At 57.6% G+C, this 14,872-nt stretch carries 11 protein-coding genes; 5 read left to right on the top strand and 6 right to left on the bottom strand.

What is annotated here, in order from left to right:
* Window positions 1-200 precede the first annotated feature (200 nt).
* Genes CFT65_RS06315 through CFT65_RS06300 form a run of 4 tightly spaced genes read left to right on the top strand, consistent with a single transcriptional unit; the run spans window position 201 to window position 6,936 of the window.
* Window positions 201-2,123 (top strand): PrkA family serine protein kinase, encoded by a 1,923-nt coding sequence (locus CFT65_RS06315; protein WP_088827123.1) that lies wholly within the window; start codon window positions 201-203, stop codon window positions 2,121-2,123.
* Between the two features lie 33 nt (window positions 2,124-2,156).
* Window positions 2,157-3,452, top strand: coding sequence for a YeaH/YhbH family protein (locus CFT65_RS06310; RefSeq protein WP_088827122.1), 1,296 nt, complete (start codon window positions 2,157-2,159; stop codon window positions 3,450-3,452).
* A complete protein-coding gene (locus CFT65_RS06305) occupies window positions 3,449-5,008 on the top strand; it encodes a SpoVR family protein (RefSeq protein WP_088827121.1) in 1,560 nt (519 codons plus the stop codon). The genes CFT65_RS06310 and CFT65_RS06305 overlap by 4 nt, the downstream gene beginning before the upstream one ends.
* Complete coding sequence (locus tag CFT65_RS06300; RefSeq protein WP_416376650.1) at window positions 5,005-6,936, top strand: alkaline phosphatase D family protein; 1,932 nt, start codon at window positions 5,005-5,007, stop codon at window positions 6,934-6,936. The genes CFT65_RS06305 and CFT65_RS06300 overlap by 4 nt, the downstream gene beginning before the upstream one ends.
* Here the strand turns inward: CFT65_RS06300 and CFT65_RS06295 are convergent, their stop codons facing one another.
* Genes CFT65_RS06295 through CFT65_RS06275 form a run of 5 tightly spaced genes read right to left on the bottom strand, consistent with a single transcriptional unit; the run spans window position 6,937 to window position 12,465 of the window.
* Entirely contained in the window at window positions 6,937-8,295 is a 1,359-nt protein-coding gene (locus CFT65_RS06295; RefSeq protein ID WP_088827119.1) for a TrpB-like pyridoxal phosphate-dependent enzyme, read from the bottom strand. It abuts the gene before it with no gap.
* A gap of 38 nt (window positions 8,296-8,333) precedes the next feature.
* The gene (locus CFT65_RS06290) at window positions 8,334-10,409 is read right to left on the bottom strand and encodes a TonB-dependent receptor family protein (RefSeq protein WP_088827118.1); all 2,076 of its coding nucleotides are present in this window, start codon (window positions 10,407-10,409) and stop codon (window positions 8,334-8,336) included.
* Between the two features lie 45 nt (window positions 10,410-10,454).
* A complete protein-coding gene (locus CFT65_RS06285) occupies window positions 10,455-11,192 on the bottom strand; it encodes an LrgB family protein (RefSeq protein ID WP_088827117.1) in 738 nt (245 codons plus the stop codon).
* Window positions 11,185-11,565 (bottom strand): CidA/LrgA family protein, encoded by a 381-nt coding sequence (locus CFT65_RS06280; protein WP_088827116.1) that lies wholly within the window; start codon window positions 11,563-11,565, stop codon window positions 11,185-11,187. The genes CFT65_RS06285 and CFT65_RS06280 overlap by 8 nt, the downstream gene beginning before the upstream one ends.
* A 15-nt stretch (window positions 11,566-11,580) precedes the next feature.
* Window positions 11,581-12,465, bottom strand: coding sequence for a bile acid:sodium symporter family protein (locus CFT65_RS06275; RefSeq protein WP_088827115.1), 885 nt, complete (start codon window positions 12,463-12,465; stop codon window positions 11,581-11,583).
* A 216-nt stretch (window positions 12,466-12,681) separates the two neighbouring features.
* Here CFT65_RS06275 and CFT65_RS06270 point away from each other — a divergent pair, with 216 nt between their 5' ends.
* Window positions 12,682-14,133, top strand: coding sequence for a WS/DGAT/MGAT family O-acyltransferase (locus CFT65_RS06270; protein ID WP_088827114.1), 1,452 nt, complete (start codon window positions 12,682-12,684; stop codon window positions 14,131-14,133).
* A gap of 12 nt (window positions 14,134-14,145) precedes the next feature.
* Here CFT65_RS06270 and CFT65_RS06265 read toward each other — a convergent pair whose 3' ends face one another.
* Window positions 14,146-14,772, bottom strand: a complete 627-nt coding sequence (locus CFT65_RS06265; protein WP_088827113.1) for a TetR family transcriptional regulator — start codon at window positions 14,770-14,772, stop codon at window positions 14,146-14,148.
* Window positions 14,773-14,872: the final 100 nt, after the last annotated feature.

The following is a 14,872-nucleotide window of genomic DNA, read 5'->3' as shown; positions in this document are numbered from 1 at the left end:
ACCACTCACACACTGTCCAACTCCCGAACCGTGAACTAAGCTCAAAGTAAGCAAGCCGACCTCGACAGGATCGTGCACAGGCTTGTAAGTATCCATTCCTTCCACCCATAACTAAATAAACCGCCCAGGCGGGCGGAACTGACTGCAACGGGGAAATTGCGTGCATTGAAAGCTGAAGATACAGCGAGCGAGGGCAATCTATGAGCATACTGCAGCACTTCAAAGACCGGTATGAGAGTACTCAGGAAGAAGAATACAGCCTGGAAGAATACCTGGAGATCTGCAAAAAGGACCCAACGGCCTACGCCACGGCCGCTGAGAGAATGTTAATTGCCATTGGCGAACCAGAGTTCGTCGACACCTCGAAAGATCCGAGGCTTTCAAGGATATTTTCCAACAAGGTCATCAAGCGGTACCCCGAATTTTCCGAGTTCTATGGCATGGAAGACGCCGTAGAAAACATCGTCTCCTTCTTCCGCCATGCCGCCCAGGGCCTGGAAGAAAAGAAACAGATTCTTTACCTGCTTGGCCCCGTCGGCGGCGGTAAATCGTCCCTGGCAGAAAAGCTCAAATCACTGATGCAGAAAGTGCCCTTCTACGCCATCAAGGGCTCGCCGGTAAACGAATCACCGCTGGGCCTGTTCGACCCGGCTGAAGACGCCCAGATCCTCGAAGAGGAATACGGCATCCCTTCCCGCTACCTGAAGAACATTATGTCGCCCTGGGCCGTCAAACGCCTGCATGAATACGGCGGCGACGTCAGCCAGTTCCGGGTTGTGAAAATGTACCCCTCGGTACTCGACCAGATTGCTGTATCCAAAACCGAGCCCGGTGACGACAACAACCAGGACATTTCCGCCCTCGTGGGCAAGGTCAACATCCGCATGCTGGAGGATTTCTCCCAGGATGATCCGGATGCCTACAGCTTCAGCGGTGGCCTGTGCAAAGCCAACCAGGGCCTGATGGAATTCGTGGAGATGTTCAAGGCACCGATCAAAGTGCTGCATCCGTTGCTGACAGCCACTCAGGAGGGCAACTACAACACCACCGAAGGCATGGGCTCTGTCCCCTTCGACGGTGTGATCCTGGCCCACTCTAACGAATCCGAGTGGCAGACCTTCCGCAACAACAAGCACAACGAAGCGTTCCTTGACCGGGTGTACATCGTCAAGGTGCCCTACTGCGTGCGGGTGACGGAAGAAATCGAGATCTACAAGAAACTGCTGAGCAACAGCTCGCTGGAAGGCGCTCCCTGCGCGCCGGACACCCTGGACATGCTGGCCCAGTTCTCGGTGCTCTCGCGCATCAAGGAGCCGGAAAACTCCAGCATCTTCTCGAAGATGCGGGTTTATGACGGCCAGAACATCAAGGATACCGACCCGAAAGCCAAATCAATCCAGGAGTACCGTGACGCCGCCGGCGTGATGGAAGGTATGGATGGGCTCTCCACCCGTTTCGCCTTCAAGATCCTGTCCAAGGTGTTCAACTTTGACACCACCGAAGTAGCCGCCAACCCGGTACACCTGCTCTACGTTCTGGAAAAACAGATTGAGCAGGAGCAGTTCCCTGCTGAAACTCATGAGAAGTATCTCCGGTTCATCAAGGAATTCCTGGCCCCGCACTATGTGCAGTTTATCGGCAAGGAAATCCAGACTGCGTACCTGGAGAGCTACAGCGAATACGGCCAGAACCTGTTCGACCGGTATGTCACCTATGCCGATTTCTGGATTCAGGATCAGGAATACCGGGACCCGGATACCGGCGAGATTCTCGACCGCTCCTCGATCAACGAAGAGCTGGAAAAAATCGAGAAGCCAGCGGGCATTTCCAACCCGAAGGATTTCCGCAACGAGGTGGTCAACTTCGTACTGCGGGCCCGGGCGAACAACGGTGGCAAGAATCCGTCCTGGCTCAGCTACGAGAAACTGCGCTCCGTAATCGAGAAGAAGATGTTCTCGAACACCGAGGATCTGTTGCCGGTGATTTCGTTCAACCCGAAAGCAAGCCAGGAAGATCAGAACAAGCACAAGCAGTTTGTCGAGCGTATGGTCGATCGAGGCTACACGGAGAAGCAGGTCCGGCTGTTGGCCGAATGGTACCTGCGAGTTCGCAAGTCTCACTAAGTCAGTGACCATTCACTGAGCTGGAGTAACGCCATGGGAATGACCCACATAGTCGACCGGCGACTGAACGGTAAAAACAAAAGCGCAGTGAACCGGGAACGGTTCCTGCGCCGCTACCGCCACCACATTAAACGTGCGGTGTCGGACGCAGTTCAGAAACGCTCGATCACAGATATAGAACGGGGCGAGAAGGTCAGCATTCCGTCCCGCGACATCGAAGAACCCATCTTCCACCACGGCCAGGGCGGCAAGCGGGAAGTGGTGCATCCGGGCAACCAGGAGTTTGTGGCCGGTGACACCATTCCCAAGCCCGAGGGTGGTGGAGGCCAGGGGTCCGGACAGGGACAGGCCAGCCCTGACGGTGAGGGCATGGACGAGTTCGCGTTCCAGATTACCCAGGAAGAATTCCTGGATTTCCTGTTCGACGATCTCGAACTGCCCAACCTGGCCCGCAAGAAGCTCAAGGATACAGAAGCCTTCAAGTATGTCCGTTCCGGCTTCAGCACCGATGGGGTGCCGGCCAAACTGGATGTTGTACGCTCATTGCGGGGCGCTCACGCCCGACGACTGGGCCTCGGAGGCGCTCGCAAGAAAAAGATCCGGGATCTGGAGAAACAGCTGGAAGCGCTGAAAACGGCGCCGGAAGATCTGGACCCCGCTTTCAGCCACGAGGACCAGATTCAGGTTCTTGAAGAGGAAATCGCGCGACTGAAAGCGAACGTCCGCCGTATTCCTTTCATTGATGAAATCGACCTGCGCTACCGTCAACATCTGAAAAAGCCGCAACCGGCCACAAGTGCCGTGATGTTCTGCCTGATGGACGTGTCTGGCTCCATGACCCAGATGCACAAGGACATCGCCAAACGCTTTTTCATCCTGCTGTACCTGTTCCTGAAGAAGAACTACAAGAAGATCGAAGTGGTCTTCATCCGGCACCACACCAGCGCCAAGGAAGTGGACGAGGAAGAGTTCTTCTATTCCCGTGAAACCGGGGGCACCATCGTCTCCAGTGCCCTGAAGCTGATGCACAAGATTATTGAATCCCGCTATTCCCCGGCCGAATGGAACATCTACGCGGCCCAGGCATCAGACGGTGATAACTGGAACGATGACTCCCCGGTGTGCGGCAAGATCCTGGCCGACAACATCCTGCCCCTGGTGCAGTATTTTGCCTATGTGGAAATCACACCGCAGGACCATCAGATGCTCTGGTACGAATACGAGAAGATCCAGGAGCAGTTCCCTCACGCCTTCGCCTTGCAACAGATCGCCGACCCCGGCGAAATCTATCCGGTGTTCCGCCAGTTGTTTGAGAGGAAAGCCGCATGACTAACCTCATGGACCGCCCCAATCTGCCGAAAAGTGACCAGCCCAGAGCCCGGGAGCCTATCTCGACCGGTTCTGAATGGACGTTCGAGCTGATCCAGACATACGACGACGAGATTGCCAAGTGCGCCGCCGAGTTCGGTCTGGACACCTACCCGAATCAGGTCGAGGTGATCAGCGCGGAGCAGATGATGGACGCCTACAGCTCCGTAGGCATGCCGGTTGGCTACCATCACTGGTCCTTCGGCAAGCAGTTTCTCAGTACGTCCAAGGGCTATCAGCGCGGGCAGATGGGCCTGGCCTACGAGATCGTGATCAACTCCAATCCCTGCATCGCCTACCTGATGGAGGAGAACACCCTGCCGATGCAGGCGCTGGTTATTGCCCACGCGTCCTATGGCCACAACTCCTTCTTCAAGGGCAACTACCTGTTCCGCACCTGGACCGACGCCAGCGCGATCATTGATTACCTGGTGTTCGCACGCCATTACGTTGCTGAATGCGAGGAGCGATACGGCGTGGATGCGGTGGAGGAAATCCTGGATTCCTGCCATGCCCTGATGAACTATGGTGTGGACCGTTACAAGCGACCGGCACCGATATCGGCATCGGAAGAACTACGTCGTCAGAAGGAGCGTGAAGAGTACCAGCAACGGCGTATCAACGATCTCTGGCGCACCATTCCAAAACCGGACGACGACGATGACCCGGTAAGGCGCGGCAAGCGCTATCCGGAAGAGCCCCAGGAAAACATTCTCTATTTCATCGAGAAGAACGCGCCCTTGCTGGAAACCTGGCAACGGGAAATCATTCGTATCGTGCGCAAGCTGGGCCAGTACTTCTACCCCCAGCGCCAGACCCAGGTGATGAACGAAGGCTGGGCCACTTTCTGGCACTATACCCTGCTGCATCGCATGTACGACAAGGGTCTGGTGAACGATGGCTTCATGCTCGAGTTTCTCCAGAGCCACTCGGCAGTCGTTTACCAGCCGCCGTTCAACAGCCCATGGTATTCAGGCATTAACCCATACACCCTGGGATTCTCGATCTTTACGGATCTCCGCCGAATCTGCGAGAACCCCACCGAGGAAGACCGTGAATGGTTCCCCGACATCGCCGGAAGCGACTGGCTGGAAACCCTGCATTTTGCGATGAAGAACTTCAAGGACGAGAGCTTTATCCAGCAATTCCTCTCTCCCAAGGTAATGCGGGATCTGAAACTCTTCGCGATCCAGAATGATGATCAGGAAGACGTGTACCGGGTAACCGCCATTCACGATGACCCCGGGTACCGGGACCTGCGCGAGAAACTGGCGCGGCAGTACAACCTGAGTTATCGGGAACCCAACATTCAGGTATGGAATGTGGATGTCCGTGGCGACCGCTCACTGACACTGCGCCACATTCCCGTGGACCGCGTCCCCCTGGGCAAGGAAACCGACGAGGTCCTGCGGCACGTGCATCGGCTATGGGGCTTTGATGTGCACCTGGAGAGTGTGGACGATGGCACCGTTGTGGAGGATCACCACTGCCCGCCAAGGGAGCTTGAGGAGGACTGATTCTGGAGCCTGATGACAAATTCGGGCCGGCACTGGCCGGCCCGATTCTACGTCATGCCGCGCCGGACTCGATCGTCCTTTGGCTGGTAACCTGCGAGCCGGTTACCTTTGCCGTGCGGATCTTCGATGGTGAGAATCAGCTGCTGGATCGTCCGGTAGCCGATTCAGAGCTTTTCCAGCTCAGAGTTGGCGCCCGTGCCTGGCTGAACCTGCTGACAATTACGCCCGAGTCCGCCTTGCCCCGTAACACACGACTGGAATACGACCTGGGGCTTACCGGCGACGGATCCGACGCCCCCCGGTGGATCCGGGCATGGGCCCCTCACCTCTGCCCCGAAGGCCGGGAACGCCCGGGCTTTACCCTGAAGTCGAAACTGGATCGCATACTCCATGGCTCCTGCCGAAGACCCCACCATCCTTCCCGGGACGGGCTGGTTCGGGTGGACGAGGAACTGCAGACGGCAGAAAAACTTGAGGACGTTCCGTCCCTGCTCCTGATGACCGGCGACCAGGTCTACGCCGACGATGTGGCCGGCCCCATGCTCCATGCCATCCAGTGCGTCATTCACCAGCTGGGTCTTTACCAGGAAACGCTGGAAGGCGCCTCGCTCAAACACAGCAAGGAACTGACCTCGGTGGCGAATGCCTATTACCACCGGGATGAACTGCTGCCGGAATCCGAATTCAATGAGGACCTGACCGAGCGCTTTTTCGGTGGCGTTCGAAAGCCCGTTTTCACCACCGCCAACGCCGGCAATCACCTGATCTCGTTTGCCGAGGTGATGGCCATGTACCTGCTGGTGTGGTCGCCGGAACCCTGGGCTTTTGTTACCAGCACCGAGCCGGTCGATGACCCGGACGAACTGGCGCGCTACCGGAAAGAACAGGCCGCCATCGACGAGTTCCGCAGGAGCCTGCCTCGGGCAGCTCGCGCCATGGCCAACGTGCCCGTCTACATGATCTTTGATGATCATGACGTCACAGACGACTGGAACCTCTCGGCCCTCTGGGAAACCACCGCTTACGAACACCCCTTTTCCCGGCGCATCATTGGCAATGCCCTGCTGGGCTATCTTTTGTGCCAGGGCTGGGGCAACCAGCCTGGCAATTTCGGGCAGTTAATCGAACAGTGTCAGAGGCTGTTCGAGTCCAGCAACGGGCAACACGAGCTGGACACGGCTATTCAGGATGATCTGATCGACCAGCTGTTCCACTTTCAACACTGGCACTACAGCCTGCCAACATCACCCAGACTGGTGGTGCTGGACACCCGCACCCATCGCTGGCGGAGTGAAATCCGGCGCAGTCACCCCTCTGGACTGATGGACTGGGAATCACTGACCGATTTCCAACACGAAATCATGGGCGAGGATGCTGTCGTGGTGGTTTCGCCGGCGCCGATGTTCGGGGTAAAGCTCATCGAGATGATCCAGCGGGTGTTTACCTTCTTTGGCAAGCCGCTGTTGGTGGATGCTGAAAACTGGATGGCGCATCGGGGCGCGGCCAGTGTGCTACTGAATATTTTCGGCCACCCCCGAACGCCCAGGCACTTCGTGATTCTCTCAGGCGATGTTCACTATTCGTTTGCTTACGATGTGCGGCTGCGCCACAAACAGAACGGCCCCCGTGTCTGGCAGATCACCAGTAGCGGTATCAAGAACGAATTCCCCAACACCCTGCTGGAATGGCTGGACCGGCTCAATCGCTGGCTGTTCGCACCCTGGTCGCCCCTCAACTGGTTCACCAAGAGACGGCGCATGTGGATTTCACCCAGGCTGCCCGAGGGCCGGGAGGCCGGTGAGCGGTTGTGGAATGGGTCTGGCATCGGGGACGTACGGCTGAATAACGAAGGCGCTCCCACCGCCATCCGGCAATTGAATGCCGGAGGCGGCGGTACGGTGTTTCAGCAGCGGGCTAAAGACGACTGATCAGGCGTTGACCGAGGGCAGTCCGGAAAGAGCCATAGCCAGTTCCTGTTCGTCGTATTCGTGGTCGCTCAGTTCACCGGCGAAGTAGGAGGTGTAGGCCGCCATATCGAAATGGCCGTGGCCGCAGAGGTTGAACAGGATTACCTCTTCCTTGCCTTCCCGCTTGCAGCGCAGGGCTTCGTCGATGGCGCCCTTGACCGCATGATTGGCCTCTGGAGCCGGCACAATCCCCTCGTTCCTGGCGAACAGAACACCGGCCTCGAAGCACTCCCGCTGGGTGTAGGACACCGCATCAAACAGGCCCAGTTCCTTGGCATGGGACACCAGCGGCGCCATGCCATGATAGCGAAGACCGCCGGCGTGGAATCCTGGCGGCGTGAACCCCGAACCCAGGGTATGCATCTTGGTGAGCGGCGTCATATGGGCAGTATCGCCATAATCGTAGGCGTATTTGCCGCGGGTCAGGGTTGGGCAGGCCGAGGGCTCTACCGCAACAATCCGGGATTTCTCACCACCTCTCAGGGCGTGTCCCATAAACGGGAAGGCGATACCTGCAAAGTTGGAACCACCGCCGGTACAACCAACAATCACATCTGGCCAGCAGTCTGCCATTTCCATCTGTTGCATGGCTTCCAGGCCGATGATGCTCTGGTGCAGCAACACATGGTTGAGAACCGAGCCCAGGGCATACTTCGTGTTCGGGTCCTGCACCGCCAGCTCCACCGCTTCGGAGATGGCTATGCCCAGACTGCCGGTGTGATCCGGTGTCTCAGCCAGCACCTTGCGGCCAAACTCGGTCAGTTCCGAGGGCGAAGCCACACATTTGGCGCCGTAGGTTTCCATGACCGCCCGACGGTAGGGCTTCTGGTTGTAGGAAACCCGCACCTGAAACACGGTAACATCTATATCAAACAGGGAACCGGCGAAGGAAAGCGATGTGCCCCACTGCCCTGCACCGGTTTCGGTGGTGAGGGTGCGAATGCCCGCTTCCCGGTTGTAGAAGGCTTGCGGAATCGCGGTGTTGGGCTTGTGGCTGCCCGCCGGGCTAACGCCTTCGTATTTGTAAAAGATTTTTGCCGGCGTACCGAGCGCCTTCTCGAGGCGATGGGCGCGGTAAAGAGGCGCCGGGCGCCACAGGTTGTAGACATCACGCACCGGCTCCGGAATGTCGATTTCCCGCTCGGTGGTTACTTCCTGTTCGATCAGCGCCATCGGAAACAGCGGCTCAAGATCCGACGGGCCCACCGGCTGCTGGGTGCCCGGGTGCAGCACGGCCGGCAACGGCTCAGGCAGGTCCGCCTGAAGGTTGTACCAGTATTTCGGCATCTGGCTTTCTTCGAGAAGAAACTTGGTTTGCATGAATTAAAAATCCCTACGGTTTATGTTGTTATCACTGCTCAGAATACCCATTCCAGGCCCGCATAAAAAGTTCTTCCCGCGGCGGGCTCAAAATAGCCGCGCTCCTCTACGGGCCGATCCGCGTTGGCATTGATACGGATATTGCTGAAGTAGTCTTCATCCAACAGGTTGCGGACGCCACCATAGAAATTCAGGCTCTGACGTCCAATACGCACGCTATCGCCGGCCCGGATACCAAGCAACCAATAGTCACTGACGTTTGTCTGGTTACTGTTCTCAGCGTACAGATCGCCAACGTACTGCCATTCCAGCGCTGCGAACCGCTGGCCGCCACTACGCCATTCCACTTCCGTAACCCACTGCTCACGGGGCAGACCGGGCAGTCGGTTGCCATAGGCGTCGTTGCCCTGTTCGTCAGTGAAATTCCTGAGCTTGTAATCGGCAAGAGTCAGGGCGCTGGTGATTCGCCACGCGTATGAAATATCCCAGCTGAGGCCGAGTTCGATACCATTGCGTTCAGTGCGCCCGGCATTCTCATAAAACGTGCGGTTGTCGATTTCATAAGGCAGGATTTCATCATCCACCCGGATTGAGAACAGCGCCAGGTCATAACTCAAGCCCTGCCCAAAACCGCCTCGCACCCCGACTTCCCGGTTGAGGGCCTGTTGAGGGCCGATATCGGGGTTGAACCCACCGCTGCCATCGGGGTTGGCAAATTCGGTAAAGGTGGGCGACTCGAACGCCGTGCCTATCGTTGCGTACAACTGCTGGCGAGGTGCCAGCCGGTAACTGACACCGGCAAAGCCACTAAACTCATCGTAGGTGCGGCTTCCGGAATCGTCCCCGTCATCCAGTTTTTGGTCATCCACAGACAGCCTCAGGCGGTCAAAGCGGGTACCGATAGAGACGTTGAAACGGTCGGTCAGGGCAAGATCACCCTGTGCGAATACCGCCGCTGTTGTGGCATTCTGGGTTTCCATTTGCGTCTGTGCGGTCACCTCACCATTGAACGACACCGAGTAGCGGCGACGCTTGTCCGACTGGCGGTGCAAGTCGACACCCACTACCCAGGTCAGCGGCCGACCGGCAAGCTCACTGCCCTGCTGATAATCCGAGCTGATGCCGTAAAATTGCCGATCGTAAGCAATAAGGCTGGGGCCGGGAAACGGTAATTGCTGTCTGAAATCGCGACGGGTAAAGAAGGTGCTTACGGTCAGGTTCCCGGCATCGCCGGCAGGGGCTTCATACAACAGCCCGAGCGTCTGCTGATCAACGTCCTGACCCGAGTCCAGCCTCTTGGCATTGTCAGTAGCCTGGCGCCGGTCCTCCGCGACCTGCTCAGCGGTCAGGCCTGCGGGATCTTCCGCCCTTGGCGTGTGCAGGGCATTGAGAGTGGCGGTCACCCTTTGCCCTTCGCCCCATTCATGGGACAAGCGGCCATTGAACAGCCCCTTCTCAACCTCACTCTGTTCGCGGTAGCCGTTGTAGTTCAGCCATGACATGGTGGCAATACCACTTGTATTGCCCTGGGTACCGTTGGCCTGTGCTGTGGTCTTGTAATAATCATCACTTCCCACATCCTGTCGGAGCCGCGCACCCGGTGGCTGATCGTCTCCCCGGGCTGTAGTGATATCTATGACGCCACCGGAGGCATTGCCATACTGAACAGACGAGGGCCCGCGAATCACTTCGATACGCTGAGCCGAATCCAGGTCAACCGCATCAATCTGGGATTGGCCATCCGGCAGAGTGTAGGGAATTCCGTCTACCTGGATGCGAATACCCCGTATACCGAAAGGCGACCGGGCCCCAAAGCCACGGGTGGAAAGACGAAGGTTCTGAGCAAAGTTATAGCGGTTCTGGAAAAACAGGCCGGGGACCGTATCCAGCGATTCATCCAATTGCAGGCGTTGCTGACCTTCGCGGATGTCTGGAGCGTTCACCACAGAGACCGCCGCGGGCGTTTCATAGAGATCCCGAACCAGCCGTGGCGCCGTGACTTTCAACACCAGCTCATCGTCATTGTCTGATGGCGACTGGCCAATCGCGGGAAGCGAGACTGAAAAACAGACCGGCACCAATACAACCGCTGCAAGGTAATGGTTTTTGTGCAAAGGGCCTCCTCAGAGTTCGCTATTCAAGGTATCACGGTAGCGAAATCAGGCGGGGATCCAGGCCTCAAGCAGATCAACCAGCCAGGGCACAAGCAAGGCGGTGGCAAAGGCGGAAAGCGCCATCGCCAGGCCAGAAAAAGCGCCCATCTGCGAGCTTACCTGAAATGCCCTGGCAGTCCCGATACCGTGTGCCGCGACACCCATGGCAATGCCCTTGGCGGTGTCATCGCGAACCCGGATCCATTCAAACAGTTTGGTGCCCAGAACGGCGCCCGTGATGCCAGTGATGACCACCAATACGGCAGTCAGTGACGGAAGCCCGCCTATTTTTTCAGAAATACCCATGGCCACCGGCGCCGTTGCCGATTTCGGTGCCAGGGACATCTGGATCTCCGTGGAGCCGCCCAGAAGACGGGCCAGGCCAATGGAGCTGCCAGCGGCGATCACCACGCCGCAAAAGAGCGAAATGGTCACCGGCAACCACAGCTGTCTAAGCCTGGAAAACTGCTGATACAGGGGAACGGCCAATGCCACCGTCGCAGGCCCCAGCAGGAAGTGAACAAACTGCCCCCCTTCAAAATAATCACTGTAGGAGGTACCTGTTGCCAGCAACAGGATGATCAGCATGGCAACAGAGGTGACCACCGGGTTGGCCAGAGGGTTGGAGTTGGTTTTCAGATAAAGCCGGTAGGCCAGGCCATAGGCCACCAGGGTGATCGTCAACCCCAATAGCGGTGATGCGGAGAGATATACCCAGATGTCTTTCAGGCCCGGCTCATTCATCGCTGCCCTCCTTTTCAGCAAGCGGCTTGGCGAACCAGCGGGTGGTCACCTGCATAATCAGGGCGGTTGCGACCATGGTAATTACCGTGCTCAACAGCAGCGCCAGGGTTATCGGAAGCCACTCGTCGGCGATGCGGCCAAAATGCGCCATCATGCCCACGCCAGCCGGAACGAACAGAAGTGAGAGATGACTGAGCAAGGCCGTGGAGGCCTGATCAACGGACTCCGGGGCCTTGCCCCGGATCATCAGGGTGATGAACAGCATCACCATACCAAGCACTGGCCCGGGAATGGGTAGGCCCAACAATCGAACCGTAATTTCACCCACCAGCTGATACACCAGTAGCAGGGTAATGCCGTTCAGGAACTGCATGACGCAGGACTCCAGTCAGTTTTTCTTCTGTACCGTCGAAATAGGAATGATGCTTCGGCCGTACATGGCCAGAACAAAGCCGATCGGGAACATCAGCACGCCGTATACAGCGGCCGGAATGGACATGGCGCTGGACTCCAGCAGCGTCAGGGTAACCATGAGGGCAATGGTACCGTTCTTTACGCCCAGTTCCACCGCCACCGCCAGCGATTCCCGCTGGGTCAGACCCGCCACACGGCCCGCAGCAAGGCCCAGACCGATACCGGCCACGTTCAACAGAATGGTCGCCGGCCCCGCCTGTTTCAGAAGCTCCCAGATCTGGTCACGAACCCCATAAACCAGGGCCACAATCAGCAACGCCAGCACAATACCGCCGAAGATACTCACAATGCTTTCTGCCTTACGGGCAACTTCCGGCTTGCGGGTACGAACCACCATTCCGATCGCTACCGGGAAGAGCACGATGCCGATCAGCATCCCCACGGTTTTCCAGACCGGCAGCACAATGTCTTCTTCGGTTCCCATGTAGTACTGAAGGGCAATGTTGGTAAACAACGGCAGGGTAAGGATGGTGATCAGGCTGGCGCTGACGGTCAGCACGATGGATAGCGCAATGTTACCCCGCGAGAGCAGCACAAACAGGTTCGAGGTTGTGCCCCCGGGACAGGCGGCGATGATTACAAGTCCGACGGCTATGGCCGGCGGCACTGCCAGCAACGTGGCCAGCATGAAGGCGATGAGAGGCATGACAAGGATCTGGGCAATGGTGCCCACAATCATCCCTTTGGGATACACCGCAACCTGGCGGAAGTCTCGTATCGTCAGGGTCATGCCGATACCAATCATAATAATGAACAGAGCAATCGGCAGTCCTGCCGAGATAAGCGGGCTGGATTCCACAACGCCTCCGGATGTTTTTGTTTTTACTACAACCAACCGATGAAAAGTAGCACACACTCGCCTCTTTCGGGAGACTAAAACGGCAAACGTTTGAGGCAATAAAGCACTGCAAAACCGGGGAACTTTATGACCTGAAACATCGTGTCACGAAGCAGTTGCAAGTATACTTGCAACAGATAACTAAAATACGTGAACACTGGTGGAGACACACAAGGAATGAAACGCCTGGGAACCCTGGATGCCTCTTGGCTGGCCGTAGAATCTGAAGATACTCCCATGCACGTGGGCAACCTGCAGATCTTTTCGCTACCGGAGGGCGCCCCTGAAACCTTCCTTCGGGACATGGTGACCCGCATGAAGGAAACCGGTGACGTAGCGCCCCCCTGGGGTTTAAAGCTTGCCTGGTCCGGACTGTTGGGTCGGGTACTGGCGCCGGGCTGGAAAGTCGACAAGAAAATCGATCTGGATTACCACGTGCGTCACTCGGCGCTGCCGCGTCCCGGCGGTGAACGGGAACTGGGCATACTGGTGTCCCGCCTGCATTCCAACCCTCTGGATTTTGCCCGCCCGCTCTGGGAATGCCACGTTATTGAAGGACTGGAAAACAACCGGTTTGCGCTTTACACCAAGATGCATCATTCCATGATTGATGGCATCAGCGGTGTGCGCCTGATGCAACGGGTGCTGACAACCGACCCCGACAAACGGGACATGCCACCACCCTGGTCGGTTCGGCCGGAGCGCCGTCGCGGCAGCAAATCCGATTCCGAGGCCAGCGTGCCCGGCGCGGTCTCACAGGCCATGGAGGCCCTGAAACTGCAGGCGGATATGGCGCCACGTTTGTTGCAAGCAGGCAACAGGCTGGTGCATTCAGTCCGTCACCCCGAGGATGGCCTCACGGCACCGTTCACCGGGCCCATATCCAAGATCAATCACCGGGTTACCGGCCAGCGCCGATTTGCCACCCAGCATTACCAGCTGGACCGGATCAAGGAGCTTGCCCACGTTTCCGGCGGCTCCCTAAACGATATCGTTCTGTACCTGTGCGGAACTGCCCTCAGACGCTTCCTGCTGGAACAGAATGAACTGCCGGACGTTCCCCTCACCGCGGGCATCCCGGTCAACATCCGGCCGTCCGATGACGAGGGGACAGGCACCCAGATCAGTTTCATGATCTCTTCGCTTGCGACCGACGAAGCGGATCCACTGACCCGCCTGCAAAACATCAAGGCATCCACCCGCAGAGCCAAAGAGCATTTGCAGAAGCTGCCCAAAAGCGCGCTCACCCAGTACACCATGCTCCTGATGTCGCCCTACATACTGCAACTGATGTCCGGCCTTGGCGGTCGGATGCGTCCGGTATTTAACGTCACGATTTCCAATGTCCCGGGGCCCCAGAGAACGCTTTACTACGAGGGCGCGAAACTGGAAGCCATGTACCCTGTCTCGCTGATTACTCACGGTGGCGCCTTGAACATCACCTGCCTGAGCTATGACGGATCGCTGAACTTCGGCTACACGGGCTGCAGGGACACCCTGCCAAGCATGCAGAGACTTGCGGTTTACACGGGTGAAGCACTGGACGAACTGGAAAGCCTTATTCTGCCGCCTAAAGCCAAGCCCAGGGCGCCACGAAAGCAGTCGACGAGAAAGAGTAAAGCGGACTGATAGAGCGGACGATCAGCCCGCACTTTGCCAGTGGGCGGCGCCCACGAAGATCAATTGCAGGAAGCGGGTCGTCCGCTTCCGGATCTGTTCGATCTGGTAGTCGTCGTCGGCGGATACGCCGAGCAGATCAGTCAGGCTGAAGGCAACACTGCGCACCACCAGATCACAGGTCATATCCAGATCCTGGTCGGTCAGATGATCCACCAGCCTCAGCCTCCGCAGATCGTTGGCGAGCTCACTGGCAAAGAAACGCATCTCGCTCCGGATACCCTCCTGCACGGCCCTGCTCTCACCCGCCAGCCCCTGGGCCATGAACAGAAAAAAACTCCGGTTGGCCTGCGCGTGACTGATAAAGATGGCAACCGACTCTTCAATCAGTTTGTCCGCCTGCAACACATTCGCCCGGGCCTCCCGCATCATTCTGCGTAGCACCAGCCCCAACTCATCCACAAGCTGCAACCCCAGATCGTCCATATTGCGGAAATGCCGGTAAAACGAGGTCGGAACCACGCCCGCCTGACGTGTCACTTCCCGAATCCCAAGACTGGCGAAATGCCGCCCCTTGCCAACCAGTGTTAACGCCGCGCTCATCAGCTTCTCTCGCGTTTCACCGGGCTTTCGTCGTTGTTTTTCCGCCATCTTGGGTCCGCACCGCCTGCCGCTAGCCAATGGCTCACAAGTGTACACACTCGAAAAAATAAAAGTACAGAATGCTTGTCATTTTGAGCCATTACCCATC

This window comes from Marinobacter sp. es.048, assembly GCF_900188435.1.
Classification (GTDB): Bacteria; Pseudomonadota; Gammaproteobacteria; order Pseudomonadales; family Oleiphilaceae; genus Marinobacter.
The sequence above is the reverse complement of the archived record's forward strand: the minus strand, read 5'-3'. Positions and strand labels throughout refer to the sequence as shown.

Excerpts from the sequence above, each read along its gene's own strand:
- CFT65_RS06315 (WP_088827123.1), top strand. The coding sequence starts at position 201 with ATGAGCATACTGCAGCACTTCAAAGACCGGTATGAGAGTACTCAGGAA.
- CFT65_RS06310 (WP_088827122.1), top strand. The coding sequence starts at position 2,157 with ATGGGAATGACCCACATAGTCGACCGGCGACTGAACGGTAAAAACAAA.
- CFT65_RS06305 (WP_088827121.1), top strand. The coding sequence starts at position 3,449 with ATGACTAACCTCATGGACCGCCCCAATCTGCCGAAAAGTGACCAGCCC.
- CFT65_RS06295 (WP_088827119.1), bottom strand. The coding sequence starts at position 8,295 with ATGCAAACCAAGTTTCTTCTCGAAGAAAGCCAGATGCCGAAATACTGG.
- CFT65_RS06285 (WP_088827117.1), bottom strand. The coding sequence starts at position 11,192 with ATGAATGAGCCGGGCCTGAAAGACATCTGGGTATATCTCTCCGCATCA.
- CFT65_RS06280 (WP_088827116.1), bottom strand. The coding sequence starts at position 11,565 with ATGCAGTTCCTGAACGGCATTACCCTGCTACTGGTGTATCAGCTGGTG.
- CFT65_RS06270 (WP_088827114.1), top strand. The coding sequence starts at position 12,682 with ATGAAACGCCTGGGAACCCTGGATGCCTCTTGGCTGGCCGTAGAATCT.
- CFT65_RS06265 (WP_088827113.1), bottom strand. The coding sequence starts at position 14,772 with ATGGCGGAAAAACAACGACGAAAGCCCGGTGAAACGCGAGAGAAGCTG.